The organism is Thermosporothrix sp. COM3 (genome assembly GCF_059696735.1).
Genome location: NZ_AP019376.1, coordinates 1,418,757 through 1,437,264, shown reverse-complemented (window position 1 = coordinate 1,437,264; position 18,508 = coordinate 1,418,757). Strand labels below are relative to the sequence as shown.

Here is an 18,508-nt window from a genome sequence, read left to right as displayed (position 1 = left end):
GTGGTCAGAAGAGCCTGTGCGTAAAGGGGGAATGCTGTGCCGAGACAGACTGCCTTCAAGCTGCTCTGGGAGCCTGCGCGTGAGCGTTACGTTGTTGATATAGCTGTTGATATTGCTATCAATATTGCTGGTGATATGACTGTACCATGTCAGCAGATAGAGGTAGAGAGTCAGGATTGGTTTCAGTGGTTAGAATATGTTCCCTCGTTCTCGTTTCAGGATCGACGCGGCTACACGTGTACTCTGCGGAAAGAGCGTGTCCAGCGCGGTGGAGCCTACTGGTATGCCTATCGTCGTCAGCAGCGAAAGATGGTCAAGCGCTATCTGGGCCATAGCAAGAACCTCACCGTGGCGCGTCTGGAGCAGGTCGCCGAGCAACTCAATATCCCGACAGAGACTCCCGAACTGACAGCAGAGCATGTGCAGGAGCTGCTGCGGCAGGGGCGGCTGCACCAGGCGGCTGCGCTGTTGCGTCGGCTGCTGGAGGGCGCTGAGGCCGAGAAGAGCCGTCTCTTGCTGGCACAGAGCGAGATCGCATATGAATGGAATGATCTGTCTGCCGCCCGGCGTGCGCTGGAAGAGGGAATAGCCTGCGGTCGGCCAGAGGAGCAGCTTGACGGCTATGTTCTGCTGGCGCGGCTGGCTCTGGCTGAGGGGCAGATGCAGGAAGCCGAGCAGGCGCTACAGCAGGCGGAAGCACTTGCACAGCAGCTTCATGCGGCGTCGCTGGCACGGGTTGCCGGCATGCGGGCGCTGCTGGCATTGAAGCAGGAGCAAAGAGAGCAGATGCTGCTCTGGGCGCAGGAGCGGCAAGCTGACGAGAACACCTCGCTCTTTGAGTCTCTGGTGCTGGCTCGCGTGTTGCTGGCGCAGGGGCGCATTGCTGATGCCACTTCCCTGCTCAAGCAGTTGGCCGTGCATCAGGAGGCGCGTAACGGCTCCCTGGTCGAGATTCGGATGCTGCAAGCGCTTGTGGCCCATGCACAGACGCGGAACGAGGAAGCGGTATCGTTGCTGATGCAGGCGCTCTCACAGGCTGCTTCCGAGGGCTATATGCGGCTTTTTGTCGATGAGGGGCGAGTTATGCAGGAGCTCTTGCTGCGGGTGCGCGAGCAGCATGGACGCAAGCCCGCCAGCTTGCTACACTATCTTGATCGTCTGCTTGCTGCCTTTCCTCCCGCACCTCACCAAGCGAGCACACACGAGTCATTGAGCAAGCGAGAGCTGGAAGTGCTTGCCTTGCTGGCTCAGGGCTGTTCCAATCAGGAGATTGCCGGCAGGCTGGTCGTTGCTGTCAGCACGGTGAAGTCACATATCAAGCATCTCTTTGCCAAACTGGGCGTGCAGCGCCGCTCGCAGGCTGTCAAGAAGGCGAAAGCGGCGGGGCTCCTCGATGCGTGATCCGTAACGCAGAAAAGGGGAGGCGTCCGTTCCTTGTTGCGTTGCTTGAACAAGCATCCAGCGAAGCAAGGTTTGAACGGCGTCTCCTCCCATTCTCAAGCTGGCTCGACAAGAGCACTTCAGTGTCTCTACACCTGTTTTCCTACTTCTTCCTGTTCTTCTACTCTTGAGCCGCTCAGGCTGTGCTCCCTGTCACGAACCTCCAGATAAGGAGTATGTTTGCTCGCTTCTGAAGCAGGGAGAGCGTATTTCCCTTGCTGTAAGAGATCGCTTGACACCTCTTTGAAGAACGCCTATAGTAGGTGCAAAGCGCTCTATGCGTATTTCGTGCTCTTGGTTTTGGAAGGAGGTAGTATGAACGAAGCATGGATGCCGGTATCAGCGCCGCTGCTGAACCACAGTGATGACCCTCATACGCGTCGCGCCGCACTTGCTGATCTCCTCATGCAGGAACGATCCCCCTCTGCTGTCGCGCTCGCACCCGATGGGAAGCGGGTTGCGTTTGTTGTCACTGAGCCTGTCCCCGGGGCTCAGACGTTCAGCCGTCGTATCTGGCTTACCGATCTGGAAGGCAATGCTCGCCCGCTGACCACAGGCAAGCAGAACGAGCGAGAGCCGTGTTGGTCTCCTGATGGGCGGTGGCTGGCCTTTGTCGCGACGCCCGAAGGGCAGCAGAAGCCGCAACTATATCGAATCAATCCTGATGGTGGTGATCCCGAGCAGCTTTGCTCGATGCCGAACGGCGTCATGAATCTCGCCTGGGCGCCGGATGGAAGCCGTATTTCCTTTCTATCGCTTGAGGGAGAAGAGCCGAAGAGCGATCCGAAGGTTCTGGGCCCCGAGCGCTATTGCCGACTCTGGGCAGTGCGTCCCGGACATACAGTTCCGGAGCCAATCACGCCGCCCAACGTGACCGTTTTTGAATATGTCTGGTCGCCTGATAGCAAACAGGTCGCGCTGTATTACTCGCATGGTTCCGATTACACCGACTGGTATAACAGCGAGATCGGGGTGGTTCCCGCGAATGGCGGTTCTGTGCGGCAATTGACGCTGCTTCAGTGGCAGGCGCGGGCACTTGCCTGGTCGCCTGACAGTACCAGAATTGCCTATCTCTCAGGTCGATGGAGCGACCCCGGGCGTGGCTGCGGCGATATCTTCACGGTATCGGTTGCGGATGGGCAAACACGCAACCTGACGCCGGGGATTGATTGCAGCCCGGCCTGGTGTCGCTGGCTGCCTGATGGGCGCTCGCTGCTTTTCACTGCGGTCAAGCATGTGACGCATCAGATATGCCTGCTTGATAGCCAGAGTGGCAGGGTGACTGTTCTTGACGATGATTTTGTGATGTACTGGGATCAGCCGAGCCTCTCAACGACGCCGGATGGCCGGATGATGGCAACCACCCACTCGACGCCACAGAAGCCCGCTGATGTGTGGTACGGCACGCTGACCGAGCAGGGCATCAAGTGGCGACAGCTTTCGCGGCTCAATCCGCTGCTGGAGGCGCTAGGCGAGCCAGTGAAGACGGAGCGCATTCGCTATAAAAGCGTGGATGGTCGGATGATTGATGGCATCTTTATGCATCCGCTGAAGCCGCCCGCTGATGGCATGTTGCCGCCGCTCTTTGTGCAGGTGCATGGTGGACCTTCCGGGGCCGAGTGCGATTCCTGGAAGGGAGGCTTTTCCTTTATGGCCGCTACGGAGGGCTTCGCGGTCTTCCGGCCCAATTATCGAGGTAGTTGGGGACAGGGTGCGGCCTTTGCTGATGAGGTGCTGGGCGATATGGGCGGCAAAGACTTTCAGGATATTATGAGCGGTGTCGAGTACCTGGTGCAGCAAGGGGAAGTTGATGGCGAACGGGTGTGTATTGGCGGGTGGAGCAATGGCGGCTTTCTGTCTGCCTGGGCAATCACGCAGACCGACCGTTTTAAGGCGGCAATGGTGGGAGCGGGCATTATCGATTTCCACAATATGCATGGGCAGTCTAATATTGCGGATGCCGATGAGCTCCTGCTGAATGCCAACCCGCTCGATCAGCCTGAGGTGTACCGCGCATGTTCTCCGCTGACCTTTGCCGGGCGTGTAAAGACGCCCACGCTGATCCTGCATGGCGAAGCTGATGAAGCGGTTCCGGTAGCACAGGCATATATGTTCTATCGGGCGTTGCGCGAACGAAAGGTGCCCGTCGAGTGTGTTATCTATCCGCGTGAGGGGCATGGTTTCCACGAGTTTGATCATATGCGTGACTCGGTGTTGCGTGTAGTCGAGTGGTTCCTGCGCTACGTGTAGCCGGGAAGCGCGGGCTCACTGCTGCCCTGTCTCAGCCGGGAAGGAAAGCGAGCGCGCGCTAGCAGAAGAAGAGCCGATCTGATCCGGTCGGCTCTCCTGTTCAGCAAGGGTGATAGGCGCTGTGTTTAGCCTTGCAGTTCGTTGAGGATGCGACGCGCTCTACTGTGGTTCGGCTGAAGCTGTAAGGCATGCTCAAGAGCTCTCCGGGCCTCGCTGATCCTGCCCAGATCGCGAAGCAGCTCCCCTTTGTTGCTCCATGCCGAAACATAGTTCGGGTCGATCCGGATTGCCTCCTCATACAGCGGGAGCGCCTCGCTATGGCGTCCAAGCTCGGAGAGGGCCAGGGCCTTGTTATTCAGGGCCAGGGTATAGCGCGGGTTATACCGAAGCGCTTCGTCATAAGCAACGATCGCTTCCATGTAGCGTCCGAGCGCATAGAGTGCGCGCCCTTTATTGTTCCACCCGTAGACATAGGTGGAATCGAGCTCAAGCGCCTTTTCGCAGGCGTGTAGCGATTCGAGATAGCGTCCGAGCTCATAGAGGGTCAACCCTTTGTTGTTCCATGCATAGAGGTAGCGCGGGTTGAGCCGGTTTGCCTCCTCATACATCGGAAGAGCTTCTTCATAGCGCCCCAGATAATAGAGCGCCAGACCTTTATTGTTCCACGCATGGACGTAGCGCGGGTCGAGGCGCATCGCTTCCTCATACATCGGAAGAGCCTCTTCATACCGTTTGAGCGCCTGTAGCGCCAGACCTTTATTGTTCCACGCTGAAACATAGCGTGGGTCGATGCGAAGCGCTTCGTCACAGGCTTTCAGTGACTCTTCGTAGCGCCCGAGATCATAGAGGAGCGTGGCTTTATTGTTCCAGGCCGTGGAATAGCGTGGGTTGAGCCGCAGCGACTCGTTGTAGAAAGAGAGCGCCTGTTCGTACTGCTTCAAATTATGGAGAATACTCCCCTTATTGTTCCATGCGTAAAAATATGTAGGATCCTGGCGCATCGCTTCCTCGTACGCACTGAGGGCTTCATCATAGCGTCCGAGGGCCTGTAGTGCTCGACCTTTGTTGTTCCACGCGTAGACGTAGTTCGGATCGAGATAGAGCGCCTCATTGCATGCTTGCAGCGACTCGTTATAGCGCCCGAGATCGTAGAGTGCCAGCCCTTTGTTATTCCAGGCGGCGACATAGCGCGGATCAAGACTGAGAGCCTTTTCATACATGGGAAGCGCAGCGGCAGCTTGTCCCGAGTCGTAGAGAGCCAGCCCCTTATTGTTCCACGCATAGACGTAGTTCGGGTTGATGCGGATAACCTCATCATAGGCTGTGATCGCCTGCTCGTACTTCCCGAGATTGTAGAAAGAGCGTCCTTTATTGTTCCATGCCGAAACATGAGTCGGATCAACGCGTAGCGTTGCTTCACACGCCTGGATGGTCTCTTCATAGCGCTTCAGATCGTAGAGAGCCAGCGCCTTATTGTTCAAGGCGTAGACGTAGCGCGGATTGAGGCGTATGGCCTCTTCGTAGGCTTCCAGCGCTTCGTTGATGCGACCCATATCGTGCAGGGCCAATCCTTTATTATTCCAGGCAGCGACATAGCGCGGACTGAGGCGTATGGCTTCTTCGTAGGCTTCCAGCGCTTCTTCATAGCGACGTGAATCCGCGAGAGCCAGCCCCTTGTTATTCCAGGCATGCACATAGTTGGGGTCGAGGCGGAGCACCTTTTCATACATGGCCAGCGCCTCATCATACTGTTTGCGGTCGTAGAGGATATTGCCTTTGCCGTTCCAGGCATGCACGTAGTTGGGGTCGAGGCGTAACGCTTCATCGAAGGCAGCCACGGCCTCTTCATAGCGCTTCAGATCACGCAGGGCATTGCCTTTGCCATTCCAGGCATGGACATAGGTTGGATCGAGGCGTATGGCTTCTTCGTAGGCTTCCAGCGCTTCCTGGCTGCCTCCCAGATCACGCAGGGCATTGCCTTTATTGTTCCACGCGTAGACGTAGTGTGGATCACGACGCAGGGCCTCGTCGTAGGCGCGTATGGCCTCTTCACTGTGACCGGCATCGTAGAGGGAGAGCCCTTTGCGGTTCCATGCAGCGGCATCGTAGAGCTGCTCGCCGGGCCGGAGCGATGGTTCTTCTCTTGGTTGTGAGGTTTCGCGAGGCGGCGACTGCATGGTTTCCTGCTCTGGCGGCGCGGGTGGCGGCTGAATGCGCACGGCCTCCGGTTTGAGCGCAGCCAGAAATGCAGGGATATCCTCAAAACGGTTGTGACGCTCTTTTGAGAGAGCCTTTAAGATCGCTTGCTCAAGATGTGACGGAATAGATGGGTTCAGTATGCGTGGAGAGCGGGGCGGCTCGTAAATATGCTTGTAGCCGACCGAGAAGGGATCGGGAGCCTCAAAGACTTTGTTCCCGGTCAACAGTTCAAAAAGCATGCAGGCCAGCGCATATTGATCGCTCTGGGCGCTGACTTTGCCCTGAAACTGCTCGGGAGCCATATAGGTGGGCGTTCCCGCGACCGTCGTTGATACCATGCTCTGGGTTGTGAGCAGTGAGGCAATACCAAAGTCGGTGAGCAGCGCCGTTTCTTCGTCGGCAAGGAGAATGTTTTCTGGTTTCAGGTCGCGATGGACGACTTGCTTTTGATGCGCATAGTGCAGCGCTTCCCCGATCTGAAAGACGTACTTGAGTGCCTGTTCTGTTGGTAGTGGCCGTCTCAGGCGCTCCCGGAGCGAGCCGCCCGCGATCAGAGGCATAATCAGGTAGGGTATGCCTTGCAGCAGCCCGGTGTCGAGCAGAGGGACAATATGCGGGTGTTTCAATTGTTCCAGTAGCTCGGCCTCGCGCAGAAAGCGGACTTGCTCGCTTTGATCCACGGCATGCCGCATGATCTTGATGGCAGCGATTCGCGACGGCAAATACATATGCTGTCCTCGGTAAACCATCCCGAATCCGCCCTGAGCAATCCGTGCGACAATACGATAGTTGCCGATTTGTTGTTGCAGGAAATAATCGTCGCGTGGTTCCATGCGTCTTTGTTTCCGTTGATTTCTTGGTTTTTTGCTTTCATCCCTCAGCCGCTCGTGAGAGGTGCTGTCGTACCCGCACAGATGATTTTGTGCAGCAGTAGCGCGGGTATCTCCAAGTATAACAGATTTCGCCTTATGATACTACCCCTTTTTGTGCGCATTTCATGGTGGCAATGGGATGCTCCAAATGATAGAGTAGAAGCAACCAGGCGCTCTATGTGCGTGCTCACTGCTGAAGATTGGCGTTCATCAGGCTGAGTAAGGGGGAGCTGTCCTGTGATCTCCCCCTTTTCTGAGGATAGGATAAAGGGCTATGCCCCCTCTTTTTGTGAAGTCAGCTCGTAGCTGCGTACAGAACGCGCAACGAACAGAATGACAATACCAGGCTGTATCCCTACCGTGCCGATCAGCAGCGTCGGCCAGAGCCCGATAACCTCACCCGGAAAGCCAGCAATCAGCGCCCGGGTGGAAGGGAGTATGCTATTTCTGTGGTCCAGGGTTCGTCATTGTGATAGCTCTCCCTCTTTTGGGGGAGGCAAAAATCACGATGTGCAGCGATGGCAAGCTGTGCTTTCTCCTGTACACTGTTCCTCAAAACGAGAAGGAAACAGGTAAGGAGAAAAAAGCATGTCACCATTATTGATACTTGTGGTTGCACTTCTGGTTATTGTCCTGGTTACCGTGCGGCAGTGTCAGGAGCGACCGGCTAAAGGGATATCGTGGCTCATCTTGATAGTGGTTGTCGGGGGCCTTTCGATTGAACGAGCGTGGGGTGTGTTTGCGAACCCACCCGTTTCATCTATGTGGCTGGCTCTGGCTGCGGTTGCAGGACTGCTCGCAGGGACGCTTATCGGCTTCGCGCGCGGGAAGATGGCATTTCTGCGCATCGACCCGAGAACCGGAATTGCCTATTCAAGAGCAAACGTTCTTAGTATTATAATCTGGTTACTGCTGCTGGTGCTTCGGGTGGCGGTACTGGCGGTACCTCCGTCGTTACAGTACACGTCGGCACTGTTCGCGCTTGCGGCTATGGCAATGAATACGCTCTTTTTGAGTAATCTGGCAAGCGAGCGAGCTACAGTCTTCTGGCGAGCAAGTACTGTGCCATCGAAAGAGGAGCAGCTTCCACAAAGTCAGTTGTATTAACCTTGCTATAGAAATGCGTTGGGAAGAAACGGAGCATGCTTATGGGGCAAGAGATGCGTGGAACGTACAGATCAGAGGAGACAAGCCGGGTGGGAGTGGCTACATACCTGGTGGTGAGTCATCTGGTGGCGGCTGGCGCGGCCCTGAGTATGGTTGCTCTGTTGCTTCATTTTGGTGTATCGATTGTGCTCACGTTGTTGCTTGCCTGCGTGGCGGGGATGCTGGTTGGCTGGCTGCTGACATTGCCCTTACAATCGCACCTTTCCATGCTGGAACTGGCCCTTGCTCGTCTGGCGCATGGCTTCGCGGTAGAACCTTTACGAACAGCCATGCGCTGGCCTGTGGGGCCTTTTTACGCGATTGCCAATGCTGTGAGCCAGCGGATCGGCAGGTATGAGCAGCAGGCCTATCTGACAGCCGAGTTGCGAGATCAGGCACTCCGGCAGGCGGCGGAAGTCGCGGCGCAAGAGGAGCGGAATCGGATCGCGCGCGATCTGCATGACTCGGTGAAGCAGCAACTATTCAGCATCAACATGAGTGCAGCGGCTGCCCGAGCGCACGGAGGCGGCGACAACGCAGAGGTGCAAGCCGCAATTGTGGATATCCAGCGAAGCGTGAAAGAAGCGCAGGTCGAGATGCAGGCGCTCTTGCAACAGTTGCATTCCTCCCCGCTTGAACAGACAGGTCTGGCGGAGGCGCTGCGGATGCAGGCTCAGGCGCTTGGCTATCGCACGGGGGCGCAGGTTCACACCGAGATAGAGCCGCTTCCTGCTGGCACGGTTCTGAGTACCGCGGAACAGATCTTCCGACTGGTGCAGGAGGCATTCGCGAATATTGCCCGTCATGCTCGGGCTGGCGAAGTCTGGCTCCAACTCACAACGCGTGGGGAGTGGCTGCATATTGAGGTGCGCGATAACGGGCAGGGCTTTGATCCCGCAACGGTGAAGCAAGGTATGGGGCTCTCGAACGTTCGGGAGCGCGTGGAGTTGCTCGGCGGGCAGTTGGAGATTCAGAGCAGCCCGGGACAGGGAACAACGCTTCGGGCGCGGATCCCGCTGCTGGACACGCGGGCGCTGGAACATGAGCAAGAACAGATGCAGCGCGAAACCGGGAAGGCGACCGAGCAGGCAAAGAGCGGGCTTCAACTGGGGGCGAGCGCTGTGCAGGCCACCTTTCTCTTTATGCTTCTGGCTACATTGTTCGGGCGTTCCGGCATACTTGCGATTGTTTGCTTGCTTATCGGGCTGCTGGTTGTGCTCTCCGCGTGCATCTGGGGACAAGTCGCGAGTTTCCGCGTGCTCATCAATAATGGCGGACAGAGTCGGGATTCGCTGTCCCTGTTGCGGCGCGTGCATGCGCTCTGGCTGAAGCTGCTGCGTTTATGTATAATGGGCAGTTGGTTCAGCTTTATTATGGTTGAGGGGTGGCGGTATCCAGTTGCCTGGTGGATCACCTTTACACTTACGATTATCTCCTGCATTTTACTGGTGGTGGAGCATAAGCGGTATTATGGGATTATTAATCGCTATTTCGAGAAGCTGCTTGAGAGCGGCCTGCGCTGGCAAATAGCGCAGGAGTGGGGAAAATTGATGCAGAAGATGCGAGGCTTTCTGCTTTGGCCGTTGTTTGTCGTTGCCCTGCTGCTGCTCGGTATGATTACTGTCTCCTTTCCGCCGAGCACTGCCAGAGATTGGGCGGGATATGCCTTGATCGCGCTTGTGCTTTTCCGGAGCGTGACGCTCTTCATTGATTATGTACAATTGAAGAGATGGAAGCAATATACTGAAGAAGAGTAGATATTTCATGGAAAAGAGGTGCTGCTATGCCCGAGAAGACGAAGGTGATGCTGGTAGATGACCACCGAATCGTGCGCCGCGGCCTGTATAGCTTCTTGAAAGCCTTCGATGATATGGAGGTGGTGGGGGAGGTGTCAAGCGGGGAAGAGGCGCTGAAGCAGCTTGATCGCTGGATGCCGGATGTCGTGGTGATGGATCTGCTGATGCCCGGCGGCATGGATGGCATTGAGGCAATCAAGCAGATACACGAACAGGCTCCCAATATCCGTATTGTCGCGTTGACTAGCTCAACTGAAGAAACACGGGTGATGGCTGCACTACGTGCGGGCGCCATTGGCTATGTGCGCAAAGATGCCGATCCCGAGATGTTGCTTGCATCGATTCGGGCGGCTGCTCGCGGGCAATCGTTGCTTGATCCCTCGGTAGCGGGGGCGGTGATGCAGGAGTTGATGCGGACCGTCAAGCAGCCGAGCAAGCTGACCGAGCGTGAGCTACAGGTCTTGCAGCAGCTTGCGATGGGGCGTACGAATGTGGAAATTGCTGCGGCGCTTGGCGTGAGCGAGGAGACAATCAAGACGCATGTCGGGAACATTCTGACCAAATTGCAGCTTGCACACCGCACACAGGCCGTCATCTATGCGCTGAAAAGAGGGCTGCTCTCGCTTGATGACATCGAACTCCCCTGAGCGCTGCCTGCGGACGAGAGGGCAATTTTGCCCTGTGATGAAAACGTTTTCTGTCCATCCCTTGAATTTCATCACGTGCTTTCAGTATACTCAAAGGAAACGATGAAACTCGATGCGCAGGCCTCCGAGGCGGCGCGTTTGGGTTTGCACTGCAAGACGGTGAAAGGGACTTCTGTATCTATGAAACTCTGGTATCGCAAACCTGCTTCCGTCTGGATGGAGGCGCTTCCAGTGGGAAACGGACACCTGGGAGCAATGGTGCATGGAGGGATCGAGGAAGAGCTGCTTCAATTGAATGAAGACACGCTTTGGTCCGGTGAGCCGCGTGATCCGAAGTATGATGAGGCGGCTTCACACCTTACCGAACTCAGGCGGCTGGTAATGGAAGAGCATGACTATGTCGCCGCGGATGCACTCGTACAGCGGATTCAGGGCCCTTATACTCAGGCGTATCTGCCGCTCGGGAACCTGCGCCTGACCTTTCAACATGCTGGCCAGGTGACGGACTATCGGCGCGAGCTGGACCTGCAAACGGCTCTCAGCAGCGTGCGCTATCGCGTCGGGGAGCAGACTTACAGGAGGGAGGTCTTCGCTTCCGCCGTGGATGATGTGCTTGTGGTGCGTCTGGCCTGCGATGAGGGCGGCACAATCTCGTTTACGATCTCGCTTGACAGCCCGCTTCAAGCGCAGGTTGTCGCTGTCGGGCCCGATGGCTTGCATCTGAGTGGTCGCTGTCCGGTGCACGCCGATCCAGTTTACCATCAGAGTGAGCATCCTATTATTTATGAGGAAAACAAGGGTATCCGTTTTGATACGCAGATGCAGGTGGTGCTCGATGGCGGGCGCGTCTTTGCGGCAGAGGATAGTACGCTGACCGTTGAGAATGCTCGTTCTGCAACCTTGCTGCTTGCCACTGTAACGAGCTTTCGTGGCTTTGATCGCGATCCCGCGGACCACGATGAGGATATTACGGCGCTCTGTACTGCGAAACTGGTTGCCGCCGCGCAGAAGGACTACGCCGCTCTGTTCGAGGCTCATGTGCGCGATCATCAGCGGCTCTTTCAGCGCGTCACGTTCTACCTGGACGAGAACGACTTTGCCGAGATTCCGACGGATGAACGGCTGAAGGCGCTGCGCAAGGGAGAGCAGGACCTTCAGTTGCTTGCTTTGTATTTTCACTATGGTCGCTATCTGCTAATAACGGGCTCGCGTCCCGGAACGCAACCGGCAACTCTGCAAGGTATCTGGAACGATCAGCTTCAGCCGCCGTGGAGCTCGAATTATACCATTAATATCAACACTGAGATGAATTACTGGCTGGCGGAGACCTGTAACCTGCCGGAGTGTCATGAGCCGCTCTTTGCTCTGATCGAGGGCTTGAGCGTGACCGGTGCGAAAACAGCTCGAGCTTACTATCAGTGTGAGGGGTGGGTAGCGCACCACAATACTGATCTGTGGCGTCATTCCGAGCCCGTGGGCGCAGGAAGTGGCGGGCCCCAATGGGCGAACTGGCCACTAGGTGGGGCGTGGCTCTGTCAGCATTTATGGGAACACTACGCCTTTTCTGGTAATCGCGAGTTCCTCGCGCAGCGGGCCTATCCGTTGATGAAGGGAGCTGCCCGTTTTTTCCTCGACTTCCTGATTGAAGATGAACATGGCAACCTGCTGACCTGTCCCTCCACATCGCCCGAAAACACCTTTATTACCCCTGATGGCAAGCGTGCCACGGTCAGCGCGGGCACGACGATGGATATGACGATCATTCGGGAACTCTTCACGAATTGTATCAAGGCCAGCCACATTCTGGGGTGTGATGCCGAGTTCGCGGCGCAGCTCGAACAGGCCAGAGCCCGGCTGCTTCCCCCAAAGATCGGACAGAACGGGCAATTGCAGGAGTGGAAGGAGGACTTTGCCGAGGCTGAGCCGGGTCATCGCCATCTCTCTCATTTGTACGGATTGTATCCGGGTGAGGAGATCACGCTTGAGAAGACGCCGGAACTGGCTCGGGCGGCAAAGCGATCGCTTGAGTTGCGGCTAGAGCACAAGGGCGGTCATACGGGCTGGTCGCGTGCCTGGGTGATCGCGCTCTGGGCACGGCTTCGTGAGGGCAACGAGGCCTATACGCATCTGCTACAACTGCTTGCCCGGTTGACGGCAACGAACCTGTTCGATATGCACCCGACGCACCTCCCAACCGGCGCTGATAACGAGGATGACGAGATGCGTTCGGCACTCTTCCAGATCGATGGAAATTTCGGTGCTCCGGCGGCGATCGCGGAAATGCTCTTGCAGAGCCATGCGGGTGAGATCGCGTTGCTGCCTGCCCTGCCCGATGCCTGGAAACGGGGCGAGATCACGGGGTTGCGAGCGCGTGGGGGCGTCGAGGTTGATATCCGCTGGCTGCCCGACAGTACCACGGTTGTCTTGCGCGCACAGAACGGCGGGACCTATCGGCTTCGTGCGCCTCGTGATCAACAGCTTGCTCAGGTGAGCGATCAGGCGGGGCAAAACATCTCATGGAGCGTGGAGAATGGGCGTATCCTGCTGCCGCTTGAAGCGGGTGCGACGTATGAACTCGCTTTTCGCTGATCCGGAGCAGGAGTGACAATGAAGCAGCCGGACCGCTTGCATGGTGGGCTGCTTCGTTTTGTCTGGATCTTTTTGTCTCCTTTATTCTACCTACGTTGTTTTAACTATAGAGAGCCGATCAGACGATAGAGGTGCTGCTGCTCTTTGGCGGGGTCTGCGAGGGCAATATTTATGAGTTGTAACCCACCGATGCCGCTCTGCAAGAGCTTCTGAATACGATCCCGTATCGCTTCTTCTGTGCCATAGATCGCAAGCTCAAGGGCCAGTGCATCCAGCGCCTTCGTATCCCCCTGTATGGCTGCTCCCCACCCTGCCAGCGTAAACATATGTGCATAGGTGCTGGTCTGGCTTATCTGCTGGACAAAGACCCGTACTGCCCCCTGTACCGTTCGCTCATCCGTGCTGAACACGACTGGCAAGCCCGCAATGATGGGAGGGGCCGGGCGCTTGCTTTTCTCCGCACCGGCCTGAATGGCTGGGCGGGCCTGCTCAAGCAGGTAAGGAACCGGGCAGAAGGCTGCGAGCGCGCCATCAGCAATCTCGCCCGCCAGCTCGAACGCCTTCAGGCCAAGCGCCGGGATAAGCAGCGGGATCGGTGCTGTGCGAGGCTGGACCGCTGAGACCTGGAAGAAGGTGCCACGATACTCAACCTGGCCTTCATAGAGGACGCTACGAAGCACCTGAAGGTACTCGCGGAGGTGCTTGAGGGGTGTTGCCTGCGGCAGGCCATAGCCGTGCTCAAACAGGGCGCGATCTCCGGAGCCGACGCCGAGCAGCAAGCGCCCGGGAGCGATGTCGTGGATCGCAAGTGCCTGCTGCGCCATGACCAGCGGATGCCGCGCGGGAACTGGCACGATTGCGGTTCCCAGTTTGATGCGCTCTGTCTGGATGGCTGCTGCACTCAGCATGGTCAGGACGTCGGCGAGGCCTGCGCTTCCTGTTGAAAACCAGGCCTGTTGCACGCCTGCTGCTTCAGCCTCGCGAATGCTGCGGACGGCCTCTACTGTGTCACTTGATTGAAAGATGGCGACGCCTACACGTTCGCGCAATGAAAGGGATGATTGTGACATGTTCTACCTCTCCTTTTTGAGTATGATTGCTCTGGAAAAACTGGTAATGGTAGTATAGAGTAGAGCTCCTGAAGGAACCAGGAGTGTGTTCTATCATATGTCCGGGTAGTCATAGTTTGAGAGCGAGGATGATGAGAGAAAGAGTCAAGCGCAAGGCGGGGTTGGCAGAATTTTTACAGAGTCGGCGGGCCCGCCTGCATCCAGAACAGTTTCACCTTCCGACCTACCAGCGCAGGCGGGCGCGTGGGCTGCGGCGCGAAGAGGTCGCCCAGCTTGTGGGTGTCGGGGTCTCCTGGTACACCTGGCTTGAACAAGGGCGTGATATTCAGGTGTCGACACAGGTGCTCGAACGCCTGGCATCGATCCTGCAATTGGACGATGAGGAGCGTCGTCACTTATTTTCGCTGGCGCAGGACTCGATGCCACCGATGGGTGAGGTGGTGTCCCCTGATGAGACCACGCAGCGAATTCTGGATGGTTTTCGCTATCCTGCCCGGTTGTTTGATCGGCGCGGCAATGTTGTGGGCTGGAATGAGTGTACCCGGCGCGTCTTCGGTGATTATCCGAGCTTCTCCGAGCGAGAACGTAATGCGCTATGGTACCATTTTGTGCATCCGGCTGCTCGAACGCTGTCAGCAGACTGGGAGCGCGAGGCCCGGAGCTGTCTGGCTGCCTTCCATGTGTATTATGATCGCTACCCTGACGACCCCTGGTACAACGAGCTGATCGAGGAGTTGCGAGAGAAAAGCCCCGAGTTTCGCGCCTGGTGGCCTGAGCATGAGATTGCGTTGGCGTGTGGGAAGTTCTGTGCGCTCAATCATCCCGAGGTGGGGTATCTGGTCCTGTGCCCGACCACTTTCCCTGTGCCCAACCTGCCCGGGATACAGATGGTCGTCTATACGCCTCTGGACGACGCCGAGACGAAATTGCAGCAGCTTATGATAGGAAGGTGATTGTGCAGGGTCGCTCTGGCCTTGCCTCTCCCTCCTGGAGGACGCCTGTTTGCGGATCGTTGCCCTTCTGGAGCTGGCTGGAGGGTGTTTTGTTTGTCTGACGGGACAAGAAATACCCTTTTTCGTGATTCTCGCTATCTTATACAGCACTGTTTGCTTTCATCTGGTGTAGATACTTGAAAAAGAGATGTGGTGGGATCCGAAGTTTGAGGGATAGGGAAGGGCTCTCTGCTTCTGCTACAATGCTGCCCGTACTATTGAAAGTGAGTAGCATAATAATGAGTGAATTGACTATCAGTGAGGTCACCCGCGACAACTGGCGAGATACGCTTTTATTAGGAGTATATCCCGAGCAGCAACGGTTTATCTCTGATGTGGTGCCGATTGCCGCGATCGCACTGGCGAAAGCGTATATACGTCCGGGTGGGCTCCTCTGGCGGCCTTATGCGTTCTATGACGATAGAACGATGATCGGCTTTATGATGCTGGCCTATGAGCCGGATAACACTGCGGATTGCTGGATGTTCCACTTTTTTATTGATGTGGCTCATCAGGGGAAAGGCTATGGCAAGCAAGCGCTGCTTCGGTTACTTGATTTTCTCAAACAGGAATGCCCCGCCTGCTGCGCTCTTCTGCTAACTGTGCACCCGGAGAATATGCGTGCACAACGCCTGTATCGCGGGATTGGCTTTCAACCGACTGGTGAAGAGAGAGAAGGGGAGCCGATTTACCGTCTTTTGTTGCGCTGAGATGGTGACCTCTTGACTGCTCTGCGTTTTGCCCTGGATTGTGGTAAAAATGGTGATAGGCTGTATTAAAGAAAGAGGACTATGAGCAAATCGATTCTTTATGCGAGAATACATTCTCGCAACGAGCTTATAGTGCTGATTCGGATGCTGATCAACAATTCGTAAGGGGCCGACGAGGCGTGGATCTGTGTTAGCAGGGAACTGTTCTGTGACCCTTGAGCGCTATGTGAGAGGGCGTATATGGAGGATATGCGCTCTATCGAGAACGGGATAGAGAAACGACTTCATGCGGAGCCTTTCGTGACCTCGTGGGAGAAGGAGCGTGTGGCCTGTTCTCGCTTCTTTCTTTTAAGGACGATGGCCGTCCTTCTTTTTGTGGAATGAGCACCAGGAGATATGATTTTATCAGTATGTCATCGGTGAGTTCCTGGATCCTTCGGAAATACATGGATATATTGGCTGCTTTGGGTTTACCTGGAAAGAGATTAAGCATCTCAATCCTGATGAATGTGGGTATGAGGATAGACCTTTCTACGGAGCAACATGATAGTATTTGTATTTGGAATGGAAGCAAGTCCACTCAATTTGATGGATACGAGGAGCTGATGGGATGGAGTATCTCTTGACAAAGAGGATGTAATGCGGATATACTGACAAATAGCTAACCGGTTAGGGAGATAGTGCAGCGTATGAGTGATTTCATTGCCTTTTTTGCTCGCGTTTCAGGTGAAACGAAGGAAGCCTGTCAGCAGAGGCTGCAACGATACGGAGTGTATGCCGGACAGAATTTCCTTCTTGAACTCCTCTGGAACGCTTCGGAGGATCTGACAATTAGCGAGATTGCAGAGCGGCTTCATGCCTCGGGGCCGGCTATTACACGCACTGTGCGGAGGATGGTCAATCAGGGGTTGGTCGAGAAGTACCCGCACCCAACGGATGCGCGACAGGTGCTTGTCAGGTTAACACCGAAGGGCAGGGAGCTACAGGCGGTCATTCCGAAGGAAATGGCAGAAGTCGAAAAAGTACTTCTGACCAATATCTCGGATGTCGAGTATGCGCTTTTTGTGCGAGTGCTTGAACAGATGCTGCGCAATCTTGAGCAACACACGAGGCAAGAATCTCAGGAACTTTGAAAGCGGGCTACAGGTAGGCTCATCTTTTTGTGAAGATTGTTAACCGGTTAGCTTTTTTATAAGCATTTTACTAACCGGTTAGGGAAAGGAATCTATTCGTATGGATCTGGGATTACAGCAAAAGGTCGTCATGGTGACAGGAAGCTCCTCGGGAATCGGGAGGGCAACTGCTCTCGCCTTTGGGAGAGAAGGGGCACGAGTCGTTGTGACCTATCGCTCTCAGCACGCGCAGGCTGAGGAAACGGCCAGCCGGGTACTTGAGGTCGGTGGTGAGGCGCTGGTAGTGCCATATGACCTGGCTAGTGAAGAAACAATCACCCAGGCGGTAGACACAGTTGTACAGCGGTGGGGAAGTATTGATGTGCTTGTGAATAACGCTGTTCAGTGGGGATCGCTTGAGGACATGGGCAAGCGCTTTGAGGATGTGCCTGCACAGAACTGGAAGCCGACTCTTGAACTCTCTCTGATGGGCGTATATTCTACATTGCAGCGCGTGGTTCCGCTGATGCGAACGCGTGGCTGGGGACGTATCGTGAACGTGTCCTCGAATGTCGCGGAGGATGGTATCCCAGGCGCGGGGGCGTATGCGGCTGCTAAAGCGGGCTTGCATGGGTTGACGCGGGTGCTGGCGCGTGAGCTTGGCTCTGCGGGTATTCTGGCTAATGTTGTCATGCCGGGTTTCACGCTGACCGAGCGGAACCGGGATCAGTTTCCTGCGCAGATGCAGGCGGCTGTCGCTCAACAGAACCCCACCGGGCGTCTAACCACACCCGAAGATGTCGCCGCTCTGATCGTGTTTCTCTGTTCGGCTGCAAATGGCCACGTGAACGGGGAAGCGATTCGCTGTACCGGTGGTGCGTAATTATATGGAGGAGTAGAGAATGCATATTCTTGTTTTGGTTCATTCCCAGGGCGGTAACTGTCTGACGTTGGCTGAGCTAGCGGTAAAGGGCGTGGAGAGTATACCAGGGATCCGCGCCGAATTGAAACGTGTTCCCGATCTGGAAACGGAGGAGGCTTTGCGAGCTCATCCGTGGACGGGGCGTGTCTATGCTGAACGTATCCACCCGTTGCCGGTAGCGCGTATTGATGATCTGGCGCGGGCCGATGGGTTGATTATCGGCTCGGGGACGCGTTATGGTGGGATGTCAGCCGCGATGAAGTACTTTCTGGAGCAAGCAAGTCCGCTCTGGCGAACGAATGCGCTGCTTGGTCGTCCTGCCGGGGTGATGTCCGTAGCTTCTACTCCGCATGGAGGCGTGGAACAGGCAACCTTAGGAATGATGGTACAATTGATGCATCTGGGTATGTTGCTGGTTCCATGCGGCTATGCAACGCCTTTATTGCAGAGGGCCGGTTCGCCCTACGGGGCAATGGCAATTGCCGGGGGAGCCGCCGGCCGCACGCTTTCAGAGGATGAGCTGGCTGTGGCTCATTATCTGGGACAGCGGGTCGCTGAGGTGGCCCTGAGGCTTGGTCCAAAGCAATTGCAGGCATAGCAAAGCAGCAGGTAGCCAGAGAGAGGGAGTATATCTCTGTCTGGCTGCTTTGTAATAGAGCAACATCGCTATGCTATCGTTTCCTGAATGAGTGAAGCTGTGCTACAGTTTCACCATTCTATAAAAGGGTAAGGCGTGGAAGTGGTGATATGTGAGAGAGAAGCA

13 protein-coding genes are annotated in these 18,508 nt (G+C 56.1%); 11 read left to right on the top strand and 2 right to left on the bottom strand.

Going from position 1 to position 18,508, the window contains the following annotated elements; translation table 11 throughout:
• The first annotated feature begins 36 nt into the window (after positions 1–36).
• Positions 37–1,401, top strand: coding sequence for a LuxR C-terminal-related transcriptional regulator (locus KTH_RS06210; protein WP_497617242.1), 1,365 nt, complete (start codon positions 37–39; stop codon positions 1,399–1,401).
• Between the two features lie 354 nt (positions 1,402–1,755).
• Positions 1,756–3,690, top strand: coding sequence for a S9 family peptidase (locus KTH_RS06205; protein WP_497617239.1), 1,935 nt, complete (start codon positions 1,756–1,758; stop codon positions 3,688–3,690).
• A gap of 125 nt (positions 3,691–3,815) precedes the next feature.
• On the opposite strand, the gene KTH_RS06200 is transcribed toward KTH_RS06205, so the two are convergent.
• Positions 3,816–6,722, bottom strand: a complete 2,907-nt coding sequence (locus KTH_RS06200) for a serine/threonine-protein kinase (RefSeq protein ID WP_111322089.1) — start codon at positions 6,720–6,722, stop codon at positions 3,816–3,818.
• Between the two features lie 627 nt (positions 6,723–7,349).
• Between KTH_RS06200 and KTH_RS06195 the strand changes: the two genes are divergently transcribed.
• The 4 genes from KTH_RS06195 to KTH_RS06180 all read left to right on the top strand — a co-directional run bounded on the left by KTH_RS06195 (position 7,350) and on the right by KTH_RS06180 (position 12,939).
• Positions 7,350–7,868, top strand: coding sequence for a hypothetical protein (locus KTH_RS06195; protein WP_497617235.1), 519 nt, complete (start codon positions 7,350–7,352; stop codon positions 7,866–7,868).
• Between the two features lie 89 nt (positions 7,869–7,957).
• A complete protein-coding gene (locus KTH_RS06190; protein ID WP_497617233.1) occupies positions 7,958–9,664 on the top strand; it encodes a sensor histidine kinase in 1,707 nt (568 codons plus the stop codon).
• Between the two features lie 26 nt (positions 9,665–9,690).
• Entirely contained in the window at positions 9,691–10,350 is a 660-nt protein-coding gene (locus KTH_RS06185) for a response regulator (RefSeq protein ID WP_497617231.1), read from the top strand.
• Between the two features lie 102 nt (positions 10,351–10,452).
• The gene (locus tag KTH_RS06180; RefSeq protein WP_497617229.1) at positions 10,453–12,939 is read left to right on the top strand and encodes a glycoside hydrolase family 95 protein; all 2,487 of its coding nucleotides are present in this window, start codon (positions 10,453–10,455) and stop codon (positions 12,937–12,939) included.
• Between the two features lie 104 nt (positions 12,940–13,043).
• Here the strand turns inward: KTH_RS06180 and KTH_RS06175 are convergent, their stop codons facing one another.
• Positions 13,044–14,009: an LLM class flavin-dependent oxidoreductase gene (locus KTH_RS06175; RefSeq protein WP_497617228.1), complete on the bottom strand. Its 966-nt coding sequence runs from the start codon at positions 14,007–14,009 to the stop codon at positions 13,044–13,046.
• Between the two features lie 161 nt (positions 14,010–14,170).
• On the opposite strand from KTH_RS06175, the gene KTH_RS06170 reads away from it, so the two are divergent.
• The 5 genes from KTH_RS06170 (at position 14,171) to wrbA (ending at position 18,343) form a co-directional block, all read left to right on the top strand.
• Positions 14,171–14,962, top strand: coding sequence for a helix-turn-helix transcriptional regulator (locus KTH_RS06170; RefSeq protein ID WP_497617225.1), 792 nt, complete (start codon positions 14,171–14,173; stop codon positions 14,960–14,962).
• Positions 14,963–15,240: 278 nt separating this feature from the next.
• Entirely contained in the window at positions 15,241–15,711 is a 471-nt protein-coding gene (locus tag KTH_RS06165; RefSeq protein WP_497617222.1) for a GNAT family N-acetyltransferase, read from the top strand.
• Positions 15,712–16,400: 689 nt separating this feature from the next.
• Positions 16,401–16,844 (top strand): MarR family winged helix-turn-helix transcriptional regulator, encoded by a 444-nt coding sequence (locus KTH_RS06160; RefSeq protein ID WP_497617220.1) that lies wholly within the window; start codon positions 16,401–16,403, stop codon positions 16,842–16,844.
• Positions 16,845–16,944: 100 nt separating this feature from the next.
• Entirely contained in the window at positions 16,945–17,706 is a 762-nt protein-coding gene (locus tag KTH_RS06155) for an SDR family NAD(P)-dependent oxidoreductase (protein WP_497617218.1), read from the top strand.
• A gap of 19 nt (positions 17,707–17,725) precedes the next feature.
• Positions 17,726–18,343 carry an NAD(P)H:quinone oxidoreductase gene (gene wrbA / locus KTH_RS06150; protein ID WP_497617216.1) on the top strand — a complete coding sequence of 206 codons (618 nt, stop codon included), beginning with the start codon at positions 17,726–17,728 and terminating at the stop codon, positions 18,341–18,343.
• Positions 18,344–18,508: the final 165 nt, after the last annotated feature.